This is a genomic window from Pseudomonas sp. NFACC14 (assembly GCF_900106885.1).
In the GTDB taxonomy this organism is placed as follows: Bacteria; Pseudomonadota; Gammaproteobacteria; order Pseudomonadales; family Pseudomonadaceae; genus Aquipseudomonas; species Aquipseudomonas fluorescens_AA.
In genome coordinates, this window is the sequence record NZ_FNOA01000001.1 from 586088 (window position 1) to 611616 (window position 25529).

Genomic DNA, 25529 nt, shown 5'->3' on the forward strand with positions numbered 1-25529 from the left:
CGTCAAATACTCAATCCTGCGCGACCCGCACCACCAACTTGCCGAAGTTGCGCCCTTCCAACAGGCCGATAAACGCCTGTGGCGCATTTTCCAGGCCATCGACCACGTCCTCACGGAACTTGACCTTGCCATCGCGCACCCAAGGGGCCATGGCACTGATGAACTCCGGCTGGCGGTCACCATAGTCGTCAAACACGATAAACCCCTGGATCCGCACGCGCTTGGTCAGCAAGGTGCGCTGCAGCTGCGGCAGGCGATCCGGGCCGCTCGGTGCTTGATGATCGTTGTAGGAGGCGATCAGGCCACAGAGCGGGATCCTCGCCTTGGCGTTGAGCAACGGCACGACGGCATCGAAGACCTTGCCGCCGACGTTTTCGTAATAGATATCGATACCCTTGTCACAGGCCCGCGCCAGTTCCTCGGCAAAATTCGCGCTCTTGTGATCGACACAGGCATCGAAGCCCAGCTCATCGACCACGTACTTGCATTTCTCGCTGCCGCCAGCGACCCCGACGACACGCAGGCCCTTGATCTTCGCCACCTGGCCGACCACCGAGCCCACGGCACCCGAGGCGGCCGCGACCACCAGGGTTTCCCCGGCCTTGGGCTGGCCAATGTCCACCAGCCCCATGTAAGCGGTCATGCCCGGCATGCCCAGCACCCCCAAGGCCATCGACGGGCTGGGCAGCCCGGAGGGGATGGGCATCACGTTGCGCCCATCGCTGATGCTGTGGCTCTGCCACCCCGTGGCGCCCACCACCAGATCACCCTCCTGGAATTTCGGGTGCATCGAACGCTCCACGCGGCTGACAGCGCCGCCGGTCATCACCTCGTCGATTTCCACCGGCGCGGCGTAGGAAGGTGCATCGCTCATGCGCCCCCGCATGTAGGGGTCCAGGGACAGAAACAGCGTCTTGAGCAGGATCTGCCCTTGTGCCAGGTCCGGCAGGGTCACCTGCTCCAGGCGGAAATTCTCCGGGGTCGGGGCGCCATGAGGGCGAGAGGCCAGGACGATGCGCTGGCTGGTGGTCGATGCTTGTGACATGGAAGCGTCTCCTTGATCGTTGAGTGGCACGTATAGGGAGCAGACCATGGCCATGGGGGTGGCGTTCGATGTTTGTTCGGTTGGACCGCAGGGGTCGCATCGCGAGCAAGCTCGCTCCCACATAGGACCTGCGACGAACCTCACAATTGACGAACACTTCAATCCAGTGTGGGAGCGAGCTTGCTCGCGATAGCGGCCGAACATCCAACGCCGTATCTGGGCCGGAAATAAAAATGCCAGGCGCGATGCCTGGCATTGTGTGTAGCCCATCCCGACCGGGATGGCGAATCAGAACGGCAGTTTCATGCCCGGTGGCAGTTGCATGCCAGCGGTCATGCCGGACATCTTGTCCTGGCTGTTGGCTTCGATCTTGCGCACCGCGTCATTGACGGCGGCGGCAAAGAGGGCTTCGAGCATTTCCTTGTCGTCTTCGCTCAGGCCTTCGACCACGCTTGGGTCGATGCTGACACGCTTGATGTCGTGACGACCGGTCATGACCACGGTCACCATGTCGCCACCGGATTTGCCGGTGACTTCGGCGTTGGCCAGTTCTTCCTGCATCTTGGCCATTTTTTCCTGCATCTGCTGCGCCTGCTTCATCAGGCCGGCCATGCCACCTTTCATCATGGGAATCACCTCGAAAGTACTTGGATAAACAACACGCCCGGCCCGTTCGGCCCGGCGCCTTCAGTTATGAGCCCTGGGTGACCGGGGCCTCGACAGGTTCGATAGTATCGTGACGGACCACGGCGCCGAACTGTTGCATCATCTGCTGGATGAATGGATCACCGTGGATCGACTCCTCGGCTTCGCGCTGACGGTCGGCACGGCGGCGGGACGCGGCCTGGGCCGGGGTCTCCTGCTCGGGCTTGATCAGCTCGATGGTCAGCGTCAGGGTGCGCTCGTGGTACTGGTTCAGTGCATCGTTGAGGCGACGTTGCTGGGTCGCGTTGAACAGTGCGCTGTGTGCCGGGTCCAGGTGCAGCAGCCAGTGGTCGCCTTCCACGGCCATCAGCGTGCAGTTGGCCGCGATGCTGCCGGTCATGCCGCTGATCGGCAGTTTAGGGAACAGTTCCAGCCATTGCAGGGCCAGCCCGGTGGCCGGCATCGCCGCCGGTTCCGGCTCGGGCTCCGGGGCCGGCTCAGCGGCGTGCTCGCTGGCCAGGTCGTCCAGATAGCTGTACGCCGAATCCATGTCCGGCTCGATGTAATCCTCATCCAGCGGCGGCTCGTCGTCCGGGTCGATGCCCGGCGTGGCGATATCGACGTCGGCCACCGTCGGCTCGGGCACGGGCGCGGCGACCCATTCCGGCGCATCGGGCACCACGCTGTCGGGCGTCGGCAGGGGCATCGGCGGCAACTCGGGCTGCTCGGCGACGGTTTCCAAGACGGGCTCGACGACCGGCTGCTGGACCACTTGCGGCTCGACCGGATCGTTCCAAGGCAGGTCGACGACTTCTTCGGCGACGGGCTCGGGCAGCGCCTCGACGACCGGCTCGGGCGTCGCGACAACAGGCGCCGGCACCGGCTGGGCTACAGGTGCCACCGCTGCCGGAGCCACTGCCGGCGCAACGACGGGCGCGGCAGCCACTGGCTTGGCGGAATCAGCTGTGGCCTGGCTGATCCCCACTGGCTTTAGCGTTTGCCTCGGGGCGTCCGCCGTGTCGGCTGGCCGGAACGCCAGCATTCGCAGCAGGACCATTTCGAAGCCGCCTCGCGGATCCGGCGCCAGGGGCAGGTCACGACGGCCGATCAGGCCCATCTGGTAATAGAACTGCACGTCTTCGGCCGGCAGTGCCTGGGCCAGGGCCAGTACGCGATCACGGTCGCCATGGCCGTTGTCGACGCCTTCGGGCAGGGCCTGGGCAATGGCTACACGGTGCAGCACGTTGAGGATTTCCGAAAGTACGCCATTCCAGTCCGGGCCCTGCTCGGCCAGGTGACGCACCGCCTCGAGCAGCGCCTTGGCATCGCCTTCGATCAGCGCATGCAGGACGTCATAGACCTGGCCGTGATCGAGGGTGCCGAGCATGGCTCGGACATCGGCGGCCATGACCTTGCCTTCACCGAAAGCGATGGCCTGGTCGGTCAGGCTCATGGCATCGCGCATCGAACCATCGGCGGCGCGACCCAGCAGCCACAACGCATCGTCTTCGAATGGCACGTTCTCGACGCTCAATACGTGGGTCAGGTGCTCGACCACCCGTTCCGGCGTCATGTTTTTCAGGGAGAACTGCAAGCACCGCGACAGAATCGTTGCAGGAAGTTTCTGCGGGTCGGTGGTCGCCAGGATGAACTTGACGTAGGGCGGCGGTTCTTCGAGGGTCTTGAGCAGCGCATTGAAGGAATGGCTGGAGAGCATGTGCACTTCGTCGATCAGGTAGACCTTGAAGCGCCCACGGCTCGGGGCGTACTGCACGTTATCGAGCAGTTCACGGGTGTCTTCGACCTTGGTGCGGCTGGCGGCGTCGATCTCGATCAGGTCGACGAAGCGGCCCTCGTCGATTTCCCGGCAGACCGAACACTCGCCACAAGGTGTCGAAGTGATACCGGTTTCACAGTTCAGGCACTTGGCAATGATCCGCGCGATGGTGGTCTTGCCCACGCCCCGGGTACCGGTGAACAGGTAGGCGTGGTGCAGCCGCTGGCTGTCCAAGGCATTGATCAGAGCCTTGAGCACATGGGTCTGGCCGACCATTTCGCGGAACGAGCGCGGACGCCATTTACGTGCAAGAACCTGATAACTCATCGAAAACCGTCGCAACGAAGGAACATAAGCGGCTAATGCTAGCGGAGCAGGGGCGAAATTGCATCCGGTGCGCTCGTCTAATGTGACTAAGCTAGGCCAGGGGCTCGTTGTCGACACGGTTTTTACACAGTCAGGAGAGTTTATGCGCTCAGCCATGGGGGCTTTGCTGTTGTTGAGTACCGGTTGTCTTGCCGAGGAAGGCCCCCTGCGTTTCGCCATTACCGACGGCTGGTCGATGCCCATGGTGCAGATCGAACGAGGCCGCCCGACCCAGGGCATCATTCCCGACATCATGACCAGCCTGGCGACCCAGATAGGAAAGCCGGCGCAATTCCACGTCCTCTCCCGCGCCCGGCTCGACGGTGCCATGCTACACGGCGAGATCGACATGCGTTGCTATGTCAGCCCTGGCTGGGTGAAGGACAATAGCGATTACCTGTGGAGCATCCCGTTGTTTTTCCATCGTGACCTGCTCGTCGCCACGGCAAGCGCATCAGCGACGGTAACGCCAACAACGCTGTCGCCCCAACCCATCGGCACAGTGCTCGGCTATAGCTACCCGACCTTGCAACCCTTGTTCGACGCCGGTCAACTGCGTCGCGACGATGCCCGCAGCCAGGAACAAGTGCTGGCGAAACTGCTGGCCGGGCGTTATCGCTACGGGATCAGCAACCAATGGGCGCTGGACTGGTTCAATCAACGTCATATCGCTGATCGCCAACTCCATGAGGTGGCTGTCCTGCAGGAACAACTGTTGAGCTGTTACGTGCGCGACGATCCGAACATTCCCGCACAACGCATTCTGAGGACATTGCTGAACATGAAGATGTCCGGAGAAATCGACGCGATCATCCAACTCTACACCGGCCGCAGTGAAGCATCGCGGGCCGAAAGCGAGGCGCCCTCGCCCTGATCGCCTGGCCGCTGTCGCCATTGCGACGGCGGGACGAACCCCTGCACCCAGCCAGGTATCTGTTCGGGCGGCATGGGCCGGGCGATGAAATAACCTTGTGCCACCTCGCAGCCCAGGCTCAGCAGCAGTTGGCCATGCTCCAGGCTGTCCAGCCCTTCGGCGACCACCTCGCGGCCAAACGCCCGAGCCAGGCCGATCACCGCTTCGGTCAGCGCCAGGTCGTCGCGGTCATCGAGAATGTCGCGCACGAAGGTCTTGTCGATCTTGATGGTTTGCGTGCGCAGGTGCTTGAGGTCGTTGAGCGAGCAGTAGCCGGTACCGAAACCGCCCAGGGAAAAACCCACGCCCAGCGCCTGGCATGCCTGGAGACAGGCGCTGACGTGGGCCAGGTTTTCCACGGCGACGGACTCGACAATCTGCAGATCCAACAGCCGTGGCGGCACCGCCGAATGCCGCTCCAGCACCTGTCGCAGCCGCTCGACAAAATCCGCCCGCTGGAAATGCCGCGCCGAGATATTGATGCTCACCGGCCAGCCCTGCCCCGCTTGCTGCCATTGTTGCAACTGGGTCAAGACCTGTTCCATGACCCATTCGCCGATCTCGACGATCAGGTCAGTCTCCTCCACCAAGGGCAAGAATTCCCGAGGCGGCACCAGACCACGTTGCGGATGCTTCCAGCGCAGCAGCGCCTCCAGGCCGACCACGGTGCCATGACGCATATTGACCTTGGGCTGGAAATGCAGCCGCAGTTCGTTATCGGCCAGTGCCTGGCGGACCCGCTCGACCGTCTGGTAAGTGGCCCGCACCTCCTTGTCCCGGGACACATCGAACAAGTGGAAACGATTGCGACCGCTTTGCTTGACCACGTACATCGCCTGGTCGGCGTGACGCAGCAAGGTCTCGGCGTCTTCGTTGTCCCACGGGAACAACGTGACGCCAATACTGGCGAAAACCTTGATGTCCTTGCCATCAATGGCATACGGCATCGAGACGGCGATCAACACCCGGTTCAACGCCGCATGCAGCTCTTCCATCCCACGTACATGGCGCAACACCAGCACGAACTCGTCCCCGCCCAGCCGCGCCACCACATCCTCGCCACGCACAATGCTGCGCAGGCGCCTGGCGACCTCCACCAACAGTCGATCACCGCTGGCGTGACCATAACCGTCATTGACCGCCTTGAAGCCATCGAGGTCGAGCATGCACACCGCCAGGGGCAGGTTTTCCGCGCGGGAAAACTCCAGGGCCTGGTCCAGCAGATCCGACAGATAAGTACGATTGGGCAGACCGGTCAGCACATCGTGACCGACCCGCCATTGCAACGAATGCAGCAGCCGACGCTTTTCGCTGACGTCGAAGCGAATCGCCAGGTAACGCTCGATCTGGCCAGTCTGGTCGTCGATCACCGGCACCAGGGTGGTGTCGACCCAGTGCAGCGTACCGTCCTTGGCCCGATTGCAGATTTCCCCTTTCCAGACCTGGCCCAGGGCAATGGTGCGCCACATGGCGCTGAAGAACTCGCCAGGGTGCTGGCCGGAATTGAGCAGACGATGATTCGCGCCCAGCAATTCATCGCGCCGGTAACCGAAAAGACTGCAAAATTGATCGTTGACGTAGGTGATGCGCCCGCTCAGATCGGTCTCGGAAAAAATCGCGGCGGCGTCAACGGCCCTGCGGTACTTCTTATCCATCGAAGCAGTCATCCATGAGTCAGGCTCATTTGTCGCGCGCGGTTGCACCGCCTTCAAGACAGGCGAAAATCAACTAGGCTCAAACACTCTGAGAGAAGCTGGAGCGCGGGCCCTGGCGATGCCAAGGGGGAGCTTCAGCCCTTGCCTTGTATCGTGGCAAGAACACAAGGCCCGGCCCCTGCACACACCTCGGCTTCGAAAAGCAGGTCACCAAATACCCGTGCCAAAGGCCGATTCTACGAAACACATCACATTTTGCAAAGCAAGGTGATGGATCACGCGGTTGCCTAATGCGAAAATCTATCGTTAAGTTCTTGATTCTAAATGGGAATTAAGCGATGCGAATTTCAAGTTTGGGTCCGGCCATCAGACGCTACCGCAAAGTAGCGGGGCTTACTCAGGCTGAACTTGGCGAAAAAACCGGTTTTGACCCTAAAACCATCAGCCGCTTCGAAACCGGCGCCTACACCCCCAGTGTCGAAGCCTTGTTCCTGCTTGCCAATGTGCTGGATGTGCAACTGAAGGCCTTTTTTGCCGACATGGCCGATGAGGACGAACAGCGGGCGTACCTGTTCGGTGTCATACACAAAGCCACCCCGAAGGACCTGGGAAAGCTGATCGCAGCGGTCGACCAGGCCTTGTCCAAGCCTTGACGAGCCAGAGGGTGGGTCTGTCTGCTGGTCGGTCGGACCGACCCGTCTTCGACAACCATGCCCACCGCCGAAGATGGCAATCGTCGATGCCGAGCAGCATGACGGACCGTCAGCTCGGTTTTTTTACCCGGTCAACAGCGATCACCAACAGGGAGACCACCACGAACCCCAGCAGTATCATCAACGCGTTGCTAAAGACTTGAACGTAACCCAGCCTGTCCACCTCGATGAAGGGGTAAGGGTACGAACCGACCAGAGGACCGCGCGTCAGGGCATAAATGAAATAGACCAAGGGATAGATCAGCCATCGCCACGCATCGGACCAACGCAATCCCCGGGGCACGCAGAACCACCAGTAAATCAGAAACACGACCGGCATTACGTCATGGAGTAACTCATCGGCTACCCACTGCAAACCCTGCGGGTCCCAAACATCACGTAATAGCAGGTTGTAAGCCAGCCCAACCAGCACGATGGCAGCAGCCACACCGCCCTGTGTGGAGGGGCGAAGGAAAAAACGCCGTATTGCCGAGCTACCGGTTGTCGCTGCGTAGGTCAACACGATCGCTACCAAGATATTGGTCAAGACCGTGAAGTAACTGAAGTAGATATCCACCCCGCCCAGCAGAGTCTTCCCGGCCTGCCAGCGCGAAGCGAGAATCAAATAGAGCTGGAGAAGTAACGCAAACCACCCCAGCGCTGCCGCAACCTTAACCGCAATACCATTTCCGCCTTGCGTTAATGCCATTTCATTGCTCATGACTTGGCTCCTCGGCTACGCGATACCTGCAATTCCCAGGCCCTCGAAACGGTACCCTCTCAAGCAGGTTGCTTGTTGAACTGGAACCTAGAACAGAGCGCTCTGAGACTCTACTGTCAGATCTGACAGTCCCGACCAACGGACCCTCGTCAGGAATCCATGATTTCCCACGCCGAGACGACACGAACCTCAAGGCCATGTCGACTGCAGGAAATTCGGACAGCAGAAGATAACGATCGGTAGCGATCAGCGATCAAAAAGAATCGGGAAGTTTTGGCAAACCTTGCGAACGAAGGCTTGGGCATTATGGAGGCAACCCACCAGCCACACCCCGGCACACAATGTTCCCGCTGTGGCTGCTTCCTTCCGGATCTGACCAGGTTCACGGGTAATCGTTGCGGGGGGCCTGGAACCCTCGCCAATCCTGACTTCTAGCGTTTCTGCTCGTCACACTGTTTTCGAATTTAGTCGTCATTCTATATGGCCAGTGAATGTCCTTGCGAGACCTTTGGATCACCGTTTCGGATCACTTCTGGATCCCTTTTGGATCACCAAGCCACACCCCAAACGGGGCTTTTTTAGCAAAAATGCGAGAGGGTATATACGACGCAGCCCTACGACGGTTCCCCCGGTATCCCCCTGGGGGCTCAGAAAAAAGCACTACCCTCCCCCGGCCAAGCGCTAGGCTTCCTTGCCTTGCCTGAACTCCCAGGTCGCGATCAGGAACGTAGCCATAGCTCCAGCCAAGTTGACCGCTAGCTCAGCATGTCGGGGAGCGGGTTTGATCCAAGTGGCTCCCTTCCCGTGGGAATCACCAAGTCTGTTTCTGAGGCCACCCAACCCCTCGATCACAGACGTGCATCCACCAAGAATGCGCTTGAAGTCCTTATCGGCGTGTTGGCTTGGCGAGAGTTTCAACTGCTCGGAAGCCATACCATAAAGCTTGTTGATATCGGGGGCGTCGCCGTAATTCACCCCTGCCCCATCAAGAATCAGCTTGCACACAGCCTCAAGCAGACTTCTTGCCATAGTGATGGCGCCCTCTGGATCACTATTCCTTCGTTCCAGAGCTTTCTCCCAGGCGGCATGAACGTAGGCCCCATCCAGCTTCCTGACTGAACCACTGATTAGCTCGTCTGCTGGAGAGCGAGAGGCCGATTCAAGATGATCTAGAAGTGGTTGGAACTCTGCATAGAGATAGTCCCTTCGCTCTTGATAGGTGCCGAACTTCTGCTTGATAACTCCCCAGAACTGCCCAAGCGAGCGACATGTCTGCACCGTTCTAGGAACCAAGTCCCCAAGCGCAGCAGCGAGTAGCTGCTTCCGCAACTGGATGTAATCGGCATCCTATCCGGGTGAGCCGGTCGCATGGGCGATCATCAAGTTCAGCAAGGACTCGGCTGACGTCAAAAGCTCTCCACGCATGGCATCCGTGTCCGTATCAGGAATGTCTGTGGACTATAGCGGATGCTGCTGCCAGCGGCCTGGATCAGAAGGTGTACCTTGCGAGCCAACCTGAGCATCTCTGGAGCTAGGTGACGCGCTGCGCCTCCAGCTGGATCAGAATTGTTGATTTTGACTGATCCACCTAATAACATCTTGAGCCAGCTTTATGATCCTCCCTGTACTCAAGGAGCTATCCGCCATGACCGCTACCATCGCCTACGTCCGGGTGAGCACCGACGACCAAACCACCGAAGCCCAGCGCCACTCCATCGGCCAACGCTTCAACGTGAGCGAGTGGTTCTCCGATGAGGCCACAAGCGGGGCCACCAAGGCTATGCAACGTGAGGGCTTCAGGGCACTCCACGCTTACGCCAGGAAGGGAGACACTGTGGTCGTGGCAGCCATCGACCGCCTGGGGCGGGACACCATCGACGTTCTGGAAACTGTTGAATCCCTGAAAGCCAAGGGCGTGACAGTGGTCTCGATGCGAGAAGGTTTCGACCTATCCAGTCCAGTCGGCAAGGCCATGCTCACCATGCTGGCTGCTGTAGCTGAGCTGGAGCGAGCCAACATCAAGGCGCGTCAGATGGCTGGGATCGAACGAGCCAGGGCGCAGGGCAAGAAGCTGGGAGCGCCGAAGATGATTGATGATCAAGCCGTCGTTATCTGGAGGAAGGAGAACGAGGCCAGCATTGCGGATACCGCCAAGCACTGGGGGATATCGACGGCGGCAGTGAAGCGGGCTTGTAGAGGTTTACGAGTGCCAGAAGGGAAAGCTCGATAGACGACGTTCTGTGCTTGGGGGTGCATTATTTTTTTGCTCCCCCAGAACACACCTATCGCATAGCCGAATACACGCTTTCGCCAGCCCCGTAGTAGCTCGTAAAGATGTGATGGAATGCCATGTCGCACTTCTCGTTGTAGATCACTTCGTCATAGCTATCAGGTAACCCCCGGTCAAAGGCGATCTCTAAGGTGCGCCGGACATCACTCCTGGCCCTATCTTTCTTCCGCCAATCGAGCACTAGCTTCTCGGCCTTCAGTGTTTCTAGAAGCTCCCTACAGACCTTCTTGACCTGGGCCTTCTCCTTATCCGCAAGCTGGGGCACAGGCCTCGTCAATATATCGAACAAAGCCAACTCCTCTTCAGAGAGGTTCTCGCGGATGGAACGTTGATCCTCTAGCTGAATATCAGCAGTCATATCCAACAACTCCTTGAAGAACACCTCAATGTTCATGCTTCCAGAGTTGTAGGCATCGATCAGCTTCTGGAACTTCTCCATGAAGTCTTTACGGGTGGGATTTTCCGTCAGCATGGTTTCCAGCTTCATGCTCAGCAAGGCCCGGAGCTTTTCAGCTTCGGTGCGCTTCCGCCCTTGGTTAAACCTCTCCTTGAGTTTCTCGAAGTCGATCTTGCTGAGGTCGTGCAGCGGCTGATCGTCTTCTTCCTTGATGATATAAGGCACTGGAGCGATGGATCGATCCAGCAACTCCTCGACCTGCTGCATGACCTCGGAGATGTCGACTGCCGGAGCCAATGCCTTGATCTTCTGAGCGATCACGGAGACCAGCACGGCATCAGGAGCCAGACCGTTGGCCTCGGGATCAGGCAGAATCGCACGGTAGACCCTAGAGACAAGTCGAGCCTGACCGAGGAAGTTGTTCTTGATTTCCTCACTGGCAATCAGTTGCTCAACTGCATCATCCAGCTTTGCCACTTTCTCGAACCCCTGAGCTTCCTTAATAGCCTGGGCGTTCACCCCATACTCGGAAAGGAATGCGACGCTCCTAGCAAGCAGATGCTTCAGGTACTCGACCAGCTCAGACTTGTTCTTGATCGGCCCTCCTTCCCCGCCTTCCCCATCATCTCCAGCAGAAGCACCACCGTAGATCGCCAGAGCTTCCTGCAGCTTACGGAACACCCCAACATAGTCGACGATCAAACCCGCCTCTTTGCCCGCATACTTCCGATTGGCACGAGCGATGGTCTGCATCAAGGTGTGGTTCTTCATCGGCTTGTCGAGGTAGATGGTCGAGCAAGACGGCACATCAAAGCCAGTGATCCACATGGCACACACGAAGACCAACCGCAGTGGATCCTTGGAGTCCTTGAACTTCTCGCCTAGGTTCTCCTCGTTCATACGCTTGCGGTGAGGGATGATATCCAGCCCTTTGTCGGCTGCCTCCTTCACTTCGTTTTGACCCTGGGAGACAACCACCGCCATATCGGTCGACGCCATCACTTGGATCTTGTGCTGTAACTCATCCTGCTGTTCCTTCGGAGCCTTGGCGAGCTGGCCTTGAAGATCGGCGAGATACTCTTTCCAATAAGCCTGAACCTTGTTGTACATGCGGACAGCGGTCGCCTTGTCGATGCAAACCAACATGGCCTTACCCTGGTAGCCGCGCCCCACAAAGTGGTTCACCAAATCCTTCGCGATGGCTTCCAGGCGATCATCTCGGGTGATCAGGTGATATTCCCGGGCAAAGACCTGTTCGACCTTACGCTCTTGCTCCTCGTCCAATTCAGCGTTTTCGAGAAGCTCCGCCATATCCTCGTTCAAGTTCTCATTGATGAGCTGCATCTCAGGAATTCGGTTCTCGTAGTAGAGCGGAACCGTGGCACCGTCAGCGATGGACTGACTGAAGTCGTAGACCGAGATGTAATCACCGAAGACCTCTTTGGTCTTCTCCTCGCCAGCCATCAACGGTGTACCCGTGAAGCCAAGGAAGGCTGCGTTAGGAAGCGCCGTTCTCATGTTCATTGCCAGTGTGTCGTACTGGGAACGATGGGCTTCGTCGGTGATGATGATGATGTCTTGACGATCCGATAGCGGGGGGTAGACCTCACCTTTCTTGGTGCCGAACTTCTGGATTAGCGTGAAGACATAGCGGTGGTCTTCACTGAGCAATTGCTTGAGGTGAGCGCCACTGGTGGCATGGGCCTCTACCTCACCCACAGCACCTGTAGCAGCGAAGGTCTTATAAATCTGCTCGTCCAACTCGTTGCGATCAGTGACGATCACGAACGTCCAGTTACCGGGGATCTTGCGCAGGATCTTCTGAGCGAAGAAGACCATCGACAGCGACTTACCGGAGCCTTGGGTGTGCCAGAAGACGCCCAGTCGACCTGCCTGATCTTTGGGGCGATCCTTGGTACGCCAGACCTCATCAATAGCCTTATTGACGCCCAGGTACTGGTGGTTCTTGGCGATCTTCTTGATAAGTCCACCAGTCACCTCTTCGAAAACGGTGAAGTTCTCGACAATGTCCAGCAACCGAGAAGGCTCACCTACACCCCTGATCGCCGTCTCAAGGGAGACAACACCTTTCTCACCTTCGTCGTTGATCCGCTTCCACTCGAGCAGGTGCTCCCACGGAGAGAACGTACTACCCACCACAGTCTTAGAACCGTTCGACAGCATCAATAGCCCATTGTGGGTGAAAAGCTGGGGGATGACGGTACGGTAGTCAGTGAGGTTGCCATCAAAGGCTGCCTTGAGCGTCTTGTGGGCCGCCTTCAGCTCGACGAACAACAGCGGAATACCGTTCACAAAACCCAAGAGATCCGTTCGGCGTGTGTGATAGTCACCCTTAACCCAGAACTGAGAGGCGAGGAAGAAGTCGTTCTCCTCAACCTTTCCCCACTCGATGACTTTGGCCACCTTGAGTGTCCTGTGCCCATGCTCATCATTGACCGATACAGGCACCCCGTCCTTCAGCAGACAATAGACGTCCTGGTTCGCGTTGACTTCCAACAGCTTGGATCGATCTCGGGTTAACTCCTCAACCACCTGAACGATGGCCTCCTGCGGTAGCCCAGGGTTGAGCTTGAGAATCGCAGCCCGCAGACGATCCTCCAGCACCACATCATGCTGAGTCTGGCGACCTTCACTGGAGGAACTACCTGTCCATTCACTGTAAAGGTTCCCAGTTTCCCAACCGAGAGACTCGAACAGCGCGATGGCTGGCTGCTCAATCAACGCGTCTTCGGAATAGTCATAAGAATGCGGTGCTGCTGAACTCATACCCCTGAACTCCTTTTAGGTCGGCATGGGGATGTCGGACACATCTATCTCCCCAGAGACTAGCTTGGGAAGCAACAGATCTCGCTGGGCCCGTAGGTTAGTGTTTTTTTTGGTTAAGCCTTCTATCAGATTCAATATGGGACGACAAAGCGCCTCAAACCTACCTGCCATCGCCTCTGATGGGAGTAAGAGAGGAAACTCAGGAAACTTGCTGAGTGGGATTCTGTCTACTGTTGCGCCTGATAGCGTGTTACGGGAAATAACATCTCGCCAATTCTTGCTAAAAAAATGCATGTATAGAAAACAGCGAAAAGAAGAGATTGGCCTAATAAGCGCCAGCCGCCTCCCCAGGCAACCATGGAAACCTCTCGGAATTATCGCATACCTATTCAGCGTTGCCTCATATGAAAAAACTATATCCCCTTCTTGAGGGGTTACCCGCTTAGTCCATTTCGGGAAATCGGCGTCAGAGATGCATTGAACACTGGATAGATCAAGACCACCGTTGGACTTGATATTTTTAATCCCTAGGAAGATGGGACCGATAGTGATTTTTTTCGGCGTGGCATGTGGCCCATCATATAAATCGAGGTATGCTTCTCTAATCTGTGCTACCCGCCAGCCCTCAGGAACCAGCCCGAGTTCACTCTCCGTGAACGTTATTTCCTCATACCCCGGAAAGCGGAACTGAACGAACCACTCCTCATACAACCGCCGCGCCATTTCTTCGAGAATCTCGATACGCTGAGTGTTGTTTTCGATGAGGTCGTCGTAAGCAGAGAGGATGGAGGCGATACGGTGCTGAACAGCGAGTGATGGCAAACGAACCTGAACAGCGTGAATTCTGTCGGGAGCTGTATGTCTGACGGTCGAGCCGGTAGCAGTAGCCTTGATTTGATTCCTTACCAACGACCAATTCAGCAGGTAGTAAAGATACTCTTTCGTCAGCTTTTTTTGGTCTAGTTGTGTGACCAACCCAAGCCTCTGATTGTGCAGATACTTGTTAGAGCGAGGAATTACTGCAGGACTACCAAGAATCCTAGCCTCTTGCGTTAGGTCAGTCATTACAATTAACAAGTCCCCTTCAGAGAGAATGTACTCATCTGGAGGAGTTGCGCAGTAGTATTTCTCTTTTTCCCCTTGCGACTTGAGCCCGCCATCCTCCCTGAAGTTTCCCGGAGTAAGCACTACATAATTACCAGACTTTGCGAAGTACGCCCCTTTGAACGCAAAACCGTGCTTCACTCGAAAACATTCGCCGAGGTTTATCATGGGCATCTGATTCATGCTGATACACCTAGAACTGCCGAAACACTCTGGGCGATATTCGCTTCAAGCTCTGCGGCTTCGGCATTGAGCACCTCCAACTCCTCGGCCAGCTCTTCCAGCCGCACCGTAAAGTCGACATCATCTGCTTCTCTAGCAGCGGCCCCTACATACCGTCCTGGGTTAAGCGACCAACCCTGAGACTTGACCTCTTCTCGAGTGGCAACCTTGCACAGCCCAGGGACGTCCGCATAACCAGCGGCCAGTCCTCTCTCTGCCAACAAATCAGCACTTCCCAGTTCTACCTCAGGAGCTTCCCCTCGATAAAGCCGCACAATATTGGCAATTAACTCGATCTGCTCAGGCATGAAATCACGATGAGCCCTGTCGATTTGCCGGTAGATGTGGCGAGCGTCGATAAACAGAACCTTGTCTGCTCGCTCAACATTAGTCTCTTTAGCCCGGTCGAAGAACCACAGTGTGCAAGGAAGCGTCACGGTATAGAAAAAGTTTGAACCAACCGAAACGATCACATCGACCGCGCCGGTATCGATTAGCTTCTGCCGGATCACCTGCTCGCTACCCCGAGCATCACCGGCTGAGTTCGCCATAACGAAACCAGCACGGCCACTCTCATTTAGGGATGCATAGAAAAGCTGGATCCAAAGATAGTTGGCGTTGTCCGTCTTGGGTGGGCCAAACGGGAATCGCAGATCGCCTTCAAGGCGCTCCTTGTCAACACCCGAGACGTTGAAGGGGGGATTGGCCATAACGAAGTCAAAGCGACCGCTCACTTCATCCGATTTCGGATCTCGGAAGACCGACTCATGCGGGTCTTCGTAGTAGGTATTGGCAATACGCACATCGCCCGAAAGACCATGCACAGCCAGGTTCATCTTGTTGAGATTGACTGTGATCTGCTCTTTCTCGGTGCCAAAGATGGAGATTTCTTCCATCGCGGTCTTGTGGTGGCGTTTCACGAAGTCTGCCGATTGGGCAAACATACCGCCTGACCCACAAGCTGGGTCGAAGATTCGCCCGTGGTAGGGCTCAATGATCTCCACGATCAGCTTCACGATGGACTCAGGGGTATAAAATACACCACCCTTTTGGCCTTCTTTGATGGCGAAGTTGCCTAGAAAATACTCGTACACCTTACCGAACGCATCACCACTCAGATCAACAGGGCCGAGCAGCTTGATCAGCTCCAGCAATACCTTATTACCCAGCGGAATGTAATTGCGAGGCAATGCGCCCCTGAGGTCGACGTTCTCATCTTCCACTGCCTTCATGGCTTCGTTTATAGACAGCCCGATGACATCGCCGTCGGTGAGTGTCTGCAGGTAGGAGAAGCGAGCGTTGTTTGGTAAGAAAATCACGCCCTCGGCCAGATAGTCATTCTTACTCACCTTCCGGCGACCACCGGAGCCAATCGGCCCCAGCTTCTCTTCCGCAGCTGCATACATCTTCTCCGCATACCGCAAGAAGATCAGCCCAAGAACGGGCACTGAAAACTCACCGGGCCTCAACCCCGTATTCGCCCATAGTTGGTCAGCTACAGCCCACAAGCGCTTTTCTACATCCCCAGTGACCAAGTCGAATCTCCACGCAACAACAAAAATGCACGCGAGCATACTACAGGGGCCCACCAATCAGACGATTACTTCACCTAGGACCAACGCGTCTCCGAACTTGCCATTTATAATGCTACCAATCTCTTAGCTTAGCGAGATCGAAGCACGTTCGACGAAGATCGATTACCACACAGTCATGGAGGAAAGAGCGCAAGAACTTGCACACTCGCTCCTCCAATCTGACGATTGATCATCAGGGCTCGGCGCATTAAGGCCTCTTTGATCGAGCCGGGAAAATGTAGTCGCCCACCGAGGTTACTGCCGAGTACCGACTGCTACTTTGAGCTTCAGGCGTACAGCCCCTCTCACTGCCCCGAAAGATCGGCCAGCAGTCACGGGTGATGACGAACCTGACATAGCTGGCTAGGAGGTGATGGCACCTAGTCGAGGCTAGCTACCTGCGATGACTCGCGGGGCGTAGTGGTGGATGGCGAAGCTACTCTATGAGTGTCTTTGAGCTGCCTATGTTCAAGGTCATTACCATCAATTCATCAATGAAGAACGAATCAGTGAAACAACATCAAGTCTGTCTTGCGGAGAGACTGACAGATGCTCTTCAAGCTGCACCGCAAGTTGATCTTGATGCCCCCTAAGTTCCACACAGGATCAATGATCACCGATGACGATGCTGTCAGTGACCATCCCCCGTTAGTAACTGCCAGGAAGCACAAGAACCTCTGTCAGCCCCTCCTGCCCATCTTCATGCGCCCCAAATGACTCCGCCCAGGAGCTTCCTCATTCGCCCCTGTCATCCATCAGTCCTGGCCTCAGCACAGTAGCGACCTAGGCAACCACTGCTGCCCAGGCTTTGGCCCATGGATGGCAGTCCAGGCACCGGGGAACTCCTGGGCGAGTCACCAGCATCAACCCTGCATCCCTTGCAGACATACCTCAAACCCAGCCCGTTTTGTCCAGCCGTCCGAGCCGTCCGTGTTTCCCTTGTAGATGGGAGCTGGTGGCATGGATGGAAGGGACTCTGACGGCTGAACAAAAAGGAACATCTACGCTATGCAAATCGTACCCAAAGGCACCACTCACAACGCGACCAACACCCTGCCAACCGTCGTCTACGCATTTGATGGCAATGAGATCCGCACTGTCTTCTTCAATGATGATCCTTGGTTTATTGCCAAGGATGTCGCCGAAGCATTGGGATACACGGACACTGATCAGGCCATACGCAAACACTACTGTAAAGCCGCTATCACCTCACCCGTTGAATCGACGGGTCAGGTGCGCCACATGAGGATCATCCCCGAGCGAGATGTCTATCGCCTGATCTTCAACTCAAGGCTCCAGTCTGCAGAGAGGTTCGAGGAGTGGGTCGTGGCAGAGGTACTGCCCTCGATCCGCAAACGCGGCATGTTCATCATGGGCCAGCAGAAAATCCGAACCGAGCTTCTGGATGCCTTGGCCGAGAACATTCGTGAGAAAGCACTCCCGGCACTACGAGAGTTCGACCGCCTGACCGAACATGACCACTGGCTGGCATGTAAGAATCCTGAGAAGTACAAGCGCCTCTGCCAGCTCGCAATCGACAGGGTTGCGCTCGACTACGACTTACCTCGGTCAGTAATGGAAGCTATGGCCTTGACGGGACTGAGAGCGATTACCGAGCAGCACTTGGAGGCAGCCTGATGCGCTTCCCTGAGTTGATGTTCCTGGGTGCCGTGCTGCTCTGGCCTTTGGTTCCTCTGTACCTGCTCTGTATCGTCTGGCAGACCGACTTCAAGCTGGTAGCTAGATCCAAGCAGAGACCAACCGAAGGGGCTCGCTCATGAAGAGGATCGCCAACGAAGTCAGGAAGACCAGGAGTCGGAGCACTTCGGGCTTGACTGATACTGCCGAAGGCACCGCCCAACATCCGCTGCTGAGCGAGATCCTGGCCGCAGATAAGCGCAGATGGAAAGCAGCCCAGCAGATGAGCCTTCCGGTGCTCAGGCTGGCACCTACAAGCAGCGACTGACAGAACCTCCATCCCCCTTCGCCCGGACAGCCAGGAGGCCGACCATCGGCTTGGGGCTGGGGGTTATTTTTACCGTACCGCCTTTGAGAACGAAGACAGCCGAACCGGATTCATGATTGCCTCGGTCAGGGAGGCCGCTAGTTGCTCCCCCTTTTCGGTCAAACGCACGATCTTCCTACGGCGCTCCATCGGATCTGGAGTTGCCGCCACCAGCCCGAGCCCTGGCTTTTCGAGACGATGCCACTCAGAAAGAGCCGACACATTCCTTGAGCAAGACGATTGAGTCATCCCGAGATGCTTCTGCAGGTCCGTCATCGTGCAGCCTGGGTAGATCGCCGAGTAAAGGAACAATGCGACGCCTTGTGCCGGTATCTCAGGGTCAACGGCACGGAAATCCTCAATCGCTTTGAAAAGCTGGACAAGTGCATACCGATCATAAGCCAGGGCTTGCTTGCTGAATGTGGTTTCCATGTACGTCACGCTCCATCCTTACCGAAATAGAAACCAGTGCTATTCCAGGCTAACTCAAAGCACTTCGGCACTCGGACGTACACGTCACCGATGAATAAGCAAAAACGTGCTTTACCAATAGAGACGCAGAAGCCAAATTGATTATCGATCATTGGCTGAAACCTCCGGTTGATTTGTCATATTCACTACAAATAGCAAACCGTATCGGGGCGCTTCAACGTTTCCACTCCCGCCTCATTTACAGTGCGGAGTTAAATGCATAACTGAATAATTAGAAGCTCTAGTCTTTATAAGGGCTACAGCGGCAGCGCGACCCAACTGGTCAGTCCAACTAAACGCACACGCATAGTTCTCTCTCAGTCTTGTCTCCCGATAGGAGGCCGCATGATCCACCTCAACAAGATCCTCAAGTCCTTCCAGAAGGTAATCGACCAGCTCGAACAACTGACTGCCTCGAACAACTTGGAGGTGAGCCGCAACACCGAGCAGATCGACCGTCTGCAAGAGAAGAACCTCATGCTGCTCGCTGAATCCCAAGCTGCCAAGGAGACCGCAGAGAAGCTGAGCGCCCTGATCGGCCAGTAAAAACCCTCACTACAAACGAACACCTATAGCCCGCCTCTGAGTGGGCTTCGTCTTTTCTGGAGGACAAAACATGAGCAAGCAACTGACTGTATGCGGCGTGGACGTCAAGCAGGACGCCGAAGGCCGCTACTGCCTGAACGATCTGCACAAGGCTGCCGGTGGCGAGGAGCGCCACAAACCCAAGTTCTTCATCAAGCTGGACAGCACTACCGAGCTGGCGGGCGAGCTGGAAAAGGGAGGAAACCTTCCCTTTGAAATCACCCGTGGCCGCTTTGGTGGCACCTTCGTGGTGAAGGAGCTGGTCTACGCCTACGCCATGTGGATCAGCCCGAAGTTCAACCTGGAAGTCATCCGCTCCTACGACCGGTTGGCCACCGAGGATGTGGCCGTTCATGCGTCCGCCGCTGAGGCAGTGCTCGACGACCCGCTCACCTACATGGAGAAGGTCATCGCCCAGGCCAGGGTACTGAAGGCAGAGCGAGACCGCCTCGCCCTGGAGAACAAGGAGATGGCACCGAAGGCTGTCGTCTTCGACAACTGCGTGGCGCTGCGTCAGGAATCCCTGGCGACCTTCGTGCGTCTCTTCGGGGAATGAGCACCATGGACTCCACCATCACCAGTCACCGCAGCCACTCCATAGCATCAAAGTCCATTGCCTCCACCACCGGAGCCAAAACCTCCGGCCTGAAATCTTTCCCATAACGATTAAAGGTAATCCCCCCGCTCTGGTGACCAAGGATGCCCCCTACCAGCGACTCGACTACCCCCTTCTGCTTCAGATGATCTGCAAGCGTATGGCGGAAGCTATGGAAGTCCTTGCGCTCGCCACCGTCACGGAAGCCCAACTGCTCCCGAACACGAGTGAACCATTTGGAAGGAGCTGCAGCGTAGCCGTGCGCCCTGTGTAAGGTCAGCTCTGCAAAGACACGTTGATGTCCAGCCTCTCGCTGCGCCCGGACAAACTCAAGGAACCCGAGCGCTTTTAGCTTCGAGTGGATCGGAACGAGCCTTTCCGATGTAATGGTTTTAAGCTTCTGATCTGGCCTCGTGGCGCGGATATGAAGGCAGTCGATGCCGTTGATAACGACCACGTCATCCAGGTAAAGCTGACATAGTTCGTTGAGCCTTGCGCCAGTGTAAAGGCCAAGCAGCGGGAGCCAGTACTTGTGCGGCTGAGTTGAGTTGGCTGATGCGTACACCTGCTTTGAGAAAAGACGGCGCAGGTCGTCTTCTGTGAAAACGCTTCGCTCCTCACTGACCTTGCCCCGCTGCCTGACTCGAAGGCCATCGAACGGATTGCGCTCGCAGTATCCCTCGCGAATAGCGTAAGAGAAAAACGTAGTCAGGTTTTTAACGTAGTTGTTGAACGTGGTGAGGCTGATCGTGGTGGACGCGTTCTCGATGATTTGCTCTAACGACTGGCCCTCAGGCAACTGGTAGATGCGAGGCGGCAGCTTAAGTGCTGTCTCTCGATATTTACGGGCGTCCTGTCGAGTGATCAGGTCGACGGGAAGATCACCAACGATACGGATCATCATCTCCGCTACGGATCGTTTATCAGCAATCGTCTTGGCAGCGATCCCTTCCTGCCGTTGATGCTCCAAGCACTCGTGAACCACCTCGGAGAAGCGAGGAGCGTTACTGGGAAGATCCCCCACGAGCCCCTTCTTCAGCGCAGGACTTACTCGTGAAGAAGCTCTGCGGGCCTTCAGCGAGGCCTTGCCGCTGCCTTTCACGGGCACTGGAGACGTAGACGCGGCACTGTCCGCCAAATGGACCAATTGCTGCTGACGGAGCCAAGCCGCCCAACTAGCAACTCGCTTGCCGCCCGCCTCCCAAGCACCACGCAAGGAATCGAGGCTAGGCCTACTCCCCTGGAAAGCTTGGGTATAGAGCTTCTGGACCTGCAAGAGCAACTCACGGCCACGGATCAACGCTTCGCGCTTGCAGCGAGTCTGCAAAGAACGACGTATTTCGCCACAGGGAAATAACGGACGGAGGACTGACGGCACTACGACTCTGAAATAGAAGATTGAGTGTCGGGACAACCAGAGGTAAGAAGGTACGGAAGACACGGTGGATCACCCTTTGGATCACTGGCGTGATCAGAGCGAAAAACCGTTAGAAATCAAGGAGTTGGAACTAAGGTGGTGCCCCCACCAGCCACACCCCGGCACACAATGTTCCCGCTGTGGCTGCTTCCTTCCGGATCTGACCAGGTTCACGGGTAATCGTTGCGGGGGGACCGATGGGGTCACCATAACGACGCCCGCCTGACGGCGAGCCGCGCCATTGTACCTATCTGGCAAGAAGTTACAACCGTTCGCGGCGGATTAAAAAACTGAAGATGTTCAAGCACTTGCTATGGAACAAAGCGTGTCTGCGATGAAGTCGACACATCCGGCATGATTGCAAGCTGACCTGTCGCTATCGCGAGCGAGCTCGCTTCCACAGGGGGGTCTGCGCGTCAACAGGGTTGCAAGCTGCCGCCACAGAAGACTACAACAACACCTCATCCGCCCGACCACCCTCTTCCTGGATCACCAGATGGATGAAATGCAGTTTGGTGATCACCGCCGCCGGCACGACGAACGGGTAGAAATCCGGCTGGCCCATACTGCGGGACAATTCGTTGAGCATGCCGGCCAGTTCGATCCAGGCGTTGACGAACGAGAGGAAAGCCGCGCCGCCAGTGTGTTCGGGGTCGTACAAGGTCTCGGGCGGGAACGGCTGGTAGTCGAAATCCATTTCCCGGGCACTCATGCCGAAGCCCAGGGCGGTGTCTACCGCGTCCATCATGTGCAGGTAATGGGCCCAGGTTTCCGCCCAGTCTTCCCAAGGGTGCATGGTGGCGTAGGCACTGACGTAGCGGGTTTGCCAATCCAGCGGCGCACCTTGCTGGTAGTGGCGCTCCAGGGCTTCGGCATAGCTGGCGCGCTCATCACCGAACAACTCGCGAAACGCCTCGAGCCAGTGGCTGTTGGCAATCAGTCGATCCCAGTAGTAATGCCCCACCTCATGACGAAAATGCCCGAGCAAGGTGCGATACGGCTCGCGCATCTGCTGGCGCACGTACTCACGATGGGCATCGTCCGCCTCTTTGATGTCGAGGGTGATCAACCCGCTGGCATGGCCGGTCATCGGCGATTTGCCGTCGGGGTCGACACCGATGAAGTCGAAAGCCAGGCCGATATTTTCGTCGACGGCTTTCGGGATGACCGGCAAGCCAAAGGTAATCAGTTGCGCGACCAGCCGACGCTTGGCGGTCTCGACCTTGCGCCAGCGCTCAGGGTTTTCCGGAATCGACAGGTCGGGGATGGTGCGGTTCAGGCTGCAGGCAATGCACAGGGTATCGCGCCCGTTGTCCGGCAGTAGCCAATTGCAGGCTGCCGGGGTGTCGAGATTGGCGCAACGGCGGAACAGCCCGGCTTGCGGATCGGCATCCAGCGTCCAGGTGTCGGGCTGCTCACCGGGTTGCAAGGACGACAGGCGACTCTGCTCGGGTTGATACCCCAGGGCCGCCAGGCAGGCCAGGCATTGGCTGTTGCGAAAAAACAGGGACTGGCCGCAACGACACGGCCACACCTTGCTGTTGCGCGACCGGTCGCCCATGAACGGCGCGGCGATGCGTGAACTCAATTGTTCGAAGAAGCGGTACATGGCGATCTCTCCCTGGAGCCTGCAAGACTAGATCATGCTCCGTGTCGGATCGTTCCCCCGCACTGCGTCACAACACCGAATAAACCGTGGCGAGGGAGCAAGCTTCCTCGCCACAGAGGGTGCCTTCACGATTGAACCGTGATGCCATGCTGACTCAAAAAAGCCACGAACGCCGCTTCGTCGAGCACCTTGAGCCCCAGCTCGTTTGCCTTGGTCAATTTCGAACCCGCCCCCGGCCCGGCCACCACGCAATGGGTTTTCGCCGACACGGAACCGGCAACCTTCGCCCCCAGACTCTCCAACTTGTCCTTGGCAACGTCACGACTCATCAACTCCAGCGAACCGGTCAGCACCCAGGTATGCCCGGCCTCGGGCAAGCCTTCGACGACTTTCTTCTCGCTTTGCCAGTGCATACCGAAATCGCGCAACTGCTGTTGCGCCGCTTCTGCCTGCTGACGGTTGGCGGCGATGGCGAAGAACTCCCGTACGGCGTTGGCCTGCTTTTCCGGCAGCGCCTGGCGCATGTCCAGCCAATCGGCATTCATCACGCCTTCGAGCGAGCCGAACTTGTCCGCCAGTTTCTGCGCCCCGCCCGGCCCCACCGAAGGAATGTGCAACTTGTCGAGAAAGCCACCCAGGGTAGTGCTGGCGGAGAACTCGGCGCCCAACTCGCCCTGGTCCTGGATCTCGAGGCCATGGCGCAGCAGGTCCTTGATCACCTGGCGGTTGTGCGGGTCTTCAAAGAAGCTGTGGATCTCATGGGCCACTTCCAGACCGACGTCCGGCAAGTACGTGAGTACCTGGGGCAAGGCCGCCTGCACGCGCTCCAGCGAACCGAGGGAGCGGGCCAGGACCTTGGCGGTCTCCTCGCCCACGTCCGGGATGCCAAGGGCATAGATGAAACGCGCCAGGCTAGGCTTTTTGCTGTCGACGATGGCGGCCAGCAGGTTCTTGCTCGACAGCTCGGCGAAGCCTTCCAGGTCGACCACCTGTTCGAAGGTCAAGGCATACAGATCGGCAGGCGAACCCACCAGTCCCTCATCCACCAGTTGCTCGACGCTCTTCTCGCCCAGGCCCTCGATGTCCATGGCCCGACGCGAGACGAAGTGAATGATCGCCTGCTTGAGTTGGGCGCCACAGGCCAGGCGACCGACACAGCGGTACACCGCGCCTTCACTGACGGTTTCGCGGCCCTTGCTGCGCTTGATCAATTGCGTGCGCTCGACGTGGGAGCCGCAGACGGGACATTGCTGGGGCACCTCCACCGGGCGGGCGTTTTCCGGACGGCGCTCGGTGACGACCTGCACCACCTGCGGGATCACATCCCCGGCACGGCGGATGATCACGGTGTCGCCGATCATCACGCCCAGGCGCGCCACTTCGTCCATGTTGTGCAGGGTGGCGTTGGCCACGGTCACGCCGGCGACTTTCACCGGTTTGAGGCGGGCCACCGGAGTCACCGCGCCCGTGCGGCCGACCTGGAACTCGACGTCCAGCAGTTCGGTGAGTTCTTCAGTGGCGGGAAACTTGTGGGCGATGGCCCAACGCGGTTCCCGGGCGCGGAAACCGAGCTCGCGCTGGGAAGCGATGCTGTTGACCTTGAACACCACACCGTCGATCTCGTAGGGCAACGCGTTGCGCCGCTCGCCGATGTCGCGGTAGTAATCCAGGCATTCATCGATACCGTGGGCCAGCTTCAACTCACGGCTGATGGGCAGACCCCAGGCCTTGAGTTGCTTGAGGTTACCGATGTGGGTGTCGGCAATGTCCGATGTCACCTGGCCGATGCCGTAGCAACAGAACTCCAGGGGCCGGTTGGCCGTGATCCTGGAATCGAGCTGACGCAGGCTGCCGGCCGCCGCGTTGCGCGGGTTGGCAAACGTCTTGCCGCCCGCCTCCAACTGCGTAGCGTTGAGGCGCTCGAAGCCGGCCTTGGACATGTACACCTCGCCGCGCACTTCCAGCAGCGGTGGCCAGCCAGTGCCCTGCAACTTGAGGGGAATGTTGCGCACGGTGCGCACATTGACGCTGATGTCCTCGCCCGTGGCGCCGTCACCGCGTGTGGCGCCGCGCACCAGCATGCCATCCTGATACAACAGGCTGACCGCCAGCCCATCGAGCTTCGGCTCGCAGCTGTACTCCACCGCCGCGCCACCGCCCAGCAAGTCGCCCATGGGCAGGTCGAGACCTTCGGTCACCCGCCGGTCGAATTCACGCATGGTGGTTTCGTCGAAGGCGTTGCCCAGGCTGAGCATCGGGATCTCGTGGCGCACCTGGCTGAACGCCGACAGCGCCACGCTGCCGACCCGTTGGGTCGGGGAGTCGCTGGTGACCAGGTCCGGATGTTGCTCTTCCAGGGCCTTGAGCTCGTGGAACAGGCGGTCGTACTCGGCATCGGGGATGCTCGGCTCATCGAGGACGTGGTAGCGGTAGTTGTGCTGGTCCAACTCTGTGCGCAGCTGTTGGATGCGGGTTTCGACTGCGTTCATGGGTGTTCTCTCATAAAGCAAAAGAGCAGCCTGGGCTGCTCATTCTCAATACTTTGATCGCGTGTAGGAACTGTAGGAGCTGACGAGTGCAACGAGGCTGCGATCTTTCCCCTGACACTTGAATCTCAAGCGAAAGATCAAAAGATCGCAGCCTTCGGCAGCTCCTACAG

19 protein-coding genes, 2 other RNA genes and 1 pseudogene are annotated in these 25529 nt (G+C 57.7%); 6 read left to right on the top strand and 16 right to left on the bottom strand.

Features of this window, described 5'->3' with window-relative positions; translation table 11 throughout:
- Positions 1 to 10: 10 nt before the first annotated feature.
- The 3 genes from BLU85_RS02820 to dnaX all read right to left on the bottom strand — a co-directional run bounded on the left by BLU85_RS02820 (position 11) and on the right by dnaX (position 3794).
- Positions 11 to 1045: an NADP-dependent oxidoreductase gene (locus BLU85_RS02820; RefSeq protein WP_092197403.1), complete on the bottom strand. Its 1035-nt coding sequence runs from the start codon at positions 1043 to 1045 to the stop codon at positions 11 to 13.
- Between the two features lie 288 nt (positions 1046 to 1333).
- Entirely contained in the window at positions 1334 to 1672 is a 339-nt protein-coding gene (locus BLU85_RS02825; protein ID WP_003183512.1) for a YbaB/EbfC family nucleoid-associated protein, read from the bottom strand.
- 64 nt (positions 1673 to 1736) lie between these two features.
- Positions 1737 to 3794 carry a DNA polymerase III subunit gamma/tau gene (dnaX, locus tag BLU85_RS02830; protein ID WP_092197405.1) on the bottom strand — a complete coding sequence of 686 codons (2058 nt, stop codon included), beginning with the start codon at positions 3792 to 3794 and terminating at the stop codon, positions 1737 to 1739.
- A gap of 142 nt (positions 3795 to 3936) precedes the next feature.
- Here dnaX and BLU85_RS02835 point away from each other — a divergent pair, with 142 nt between their 5' ends.
- A complete protein-coding gene (locus BLU85_RS02835; protein WP_092197407.1) occupies positions 3937 to 4707 on the top strand; it encodes a substrate-binding periplasmic protein in 771 nt (256 codons plus the stop codon).
- Here the strand turns inward: BLU85_RS02835 and BLU85_RS02840 are convergent.
- Positions 4653 to 6401 carry a putative bifunctional diguanylate cyclase/phosphodiesterase gene (locus tag BLU85_RS02840; RefSeq protein ID WP_092197409.1) on the bottom strand — a complete coding sequence of 583 codons (1749 nt, stop codon included), beginning with the start codon at positions 6399 to 6401 and terminating at the stop codon, positions 4653 to 4655. The genes BLU85_RS02835 and BLU85_RS02840 overlap by 55 nt on opposite strands.
- Positions 6402 to 6739: 338 nt before the next feature.
- Between BLU85_RS02840 and BLU85_RS02845 the strand changes: the two genes are divergently transcribed.
- A complete protein-coding gene (locus tag BLU85_RS02845; RefSeq protein ID WP_092197411.1) occupies positions 6740 to 7054 on the top strand; it encodes a helix-turn-helix domain-containing protein in 315 nt (104 codons plus the stop codon).
- A 109-nt stretch (positions 7055 to 7163) separates the two neighbouring features.
- Here the strand turns inward: BLU85_RS02845 and BLU85_RS02850 are convergent, their stop codons facing one another.
- From BLU85_RS02850 to BLU85_RS02860, 3 genes are all read right to left on the bottom strand, one after another.
- Positions 7164 to 7814, bottom strand: coding sequence for a Pr6Pr family membrane protein (locus tag BLU85_RS02850; RefSeq protein ID WP_092197413.1), 651 nt, complete (start codon positions 7812 to 7814; stop codon positions 7164 to 7166).
- A 315-nt stretch (positions 7815 to 8129) separates the two neighbouring features.
- Positions 8130 to 8226, bottom strand: an RNA gene (gene ffs, locus BLU85_RS02855) — signal recognition particle sRNA small type.
- Between the two features lie 269 nt (positions 8227 to 8495).
- A complete protein-coding gene (locus tag BLU85_RS02860) occupies positions 8496 to 9143 on the bottom strand; it encodes an abortive infection family protein (RefSeq protein WP_256573222.1) in 648 nt (215 codons plus the stop codon).
- 316 nt (positions 9144 to 9459) lie between these two features.
- On the opposite strand from BLU85_RS02860, the gene BLU85_RS02865 reads away from it, so the two are divergent.
- Entirely contained in the window at positions 9460 to 10044 is a 585-nt protein-coding gene (locus tag BLU85_RS02865; RefSeq protein WP_092197789.1) for a recombinase family protein, read from the top strand.
- A 52-nt stretch (positions 10045 to 10096) separates the two neighbouring features.
- On the opposite strand, the gene BLU85_RS02870 is transcribed toward BLU85_RS02865, so the two are convergent.
- Genes BLU85_RS02870 through BLU85_RS02880 form a run of 3 tightly spaced genes read right to left on the bottom strand, consistent with a single transcriptional unit; the run spans position 10097 to position 16149 of the window.
- Positions 10097 to 13288 carry a type I restriction endonuclease subunit R gene (locus BLU85_RS02870; RefSeq protein WP_092197415.1) on the bottom strand — a complete coding sequence of 1064 codons (3192 nt, stop codon included), beginning with the start codon at positions 13286 to 13288 and terminating at the stop codon, positions 10097 to 10099.
- 15 nt (positions 13289 to 13303) lie between these two features.
- The gene (locus BLU85_RS02875) at positions 13304 to 14575 is read right to left on the bottom strand and encodes a restriction endonuclease subunit S (protein WP_092197417.1); all 1272 of its coding nucleotides are present in this window, start codon (positions 14573 to 14575) and stop codon (positions 13304 to 13306) included.
- Positions 14572 to 16149 carry a type I restriction-modification system subunit M gene (locus BLU85_RS02880; protein ID WP_092197791.1) on the bottom strand — a complete coding sequence of 526 codons (1578 nt, stop codon included), beginning with the start codon at positions 16147 to 16149 and terminating at the stop codon, positions 14572 to 14574. The genes BLU85_RS02875 and BLU85_RS02880 overlap by 4 nt, the downstream gene beginning before the upstream one ends.
- Positions 16150 to 17196: 1047 nt before the next feature.
- On the opposite strand from BLU85_RS02880, the gene BLU85_RS02885 reads away from it, so the two are divergent.
- On the top strand, positions 17197 to 17826 hold the full coding sequence (locus BLU85_RS02885; protein WP_092197419.1) for a BRO-N domain-containing protein: 630 nt from the start codon (positions 17197 to 17199) through the stop codon (positions 17824 to 17826).
- 397 nt (positions 17827 to 18223) lie between these two features.
- Here BLU85_RS02885 and BLU85_RS02895 read toward each other — a convergent pair whose 3' ends face one another.
- Positions 18224 to 18625, bottom strand: a complete 402-nt coding sequence (locus tag BLU85_RS02895) for a MarR family winged helix-turn-helix transcriptional regulator (RefSeq protein WP_092197423.1) — start codon at positions 18623 to 18625, stop codon at positions 18224 to 18226.
- 384 nt (positions 18626 to 19009) lie between these two features.
- On the opposite strand from BLU85_RS02895, the gene BLU85_RS02900 reads away from it, so the two are divergent.
- Together BLU85_RS02900 and BLU85_RS02905 are read left to right on the top strand one after the other, a co-directional pair.
- Positions 19010 to 19210: a hypothetical protein gene (locus tag BLU85_RS02900; RefSeq protein ID WP_092197425.1), complete on the top strand. Its 201-nt coding sequence runs from the start codon at positions 19010 to 19012 to the stop codon at positions 19208 to 19210.
- Between the two features lie 70 nt (positions 19211 to 19280).
- Entirely contained in the window at positions 19281 to 19805 is a 525-nt protein-coding gene (locus BLU85_RS02905) for a KilA-N domain-containing protein (RefSeq protein WP_092197426.1), read from the top strand.
- A gap of 25 nt (positions 19806 to 19830) precedes the next feature.
- Here the strand turns inward: BLU85_RS02905 and BLU85_RS02910 are convergent, their stop codons facing one another.
- The 5 genes and pseudogenes from BLU85_RS02910 to ligA form a co-directional block, all read right to left on the bottom strand.
- Entirely contained in the window at positions 19831 to 20946 is a 1116-nt protein-coding gene (locus BLU85_RS02910; protein ID WP_256572821.1) for a tyrosine-type recombinase/integrase, read from the bottom strand.
- Positions 20947 to 21153: 207 nt separating this feature from the next.
- Positions 21154 to 21285: pseudogene (locus tag BLU85_RS31620) on the bottom strand (DUF6538 domain-containing protein); the annotation flags it as partial.
- A gap of 79 nt (positions 21286 to 21364) precedes the next feature.
- Positions 21365 to 21461: signal recognition particle sRNA small type (gene ffs, locus BLU85_RS02915), an RNA gene on the bottom strand.
- Positions 21462 to 21709: 248 nt separating this feature from the next.
- Entirely contained in the window at positions 21710 to 22870 is a 1161-nt protein-coding gene (locus BLU85_RS02920) for a zinc-binding metallopeptidase family protein (RefSeq protein ID WP_092197430.1), read from the bottom strand.
- A 125-nt stretch (positions 22871 to 22995) separates the two neighbouring features.
- Entirely contained in the window at positions 22996 to 25359 is a 2364-nt protein-coding gene (gene ligA / locus BLU85_RS02925; protein ID WP_092197432.1) for an NAD-dependent DNA ligase LigA, read from the bottom strand.
- Positions 25360 to 25529: the final 170 nt, after the last annotated feature.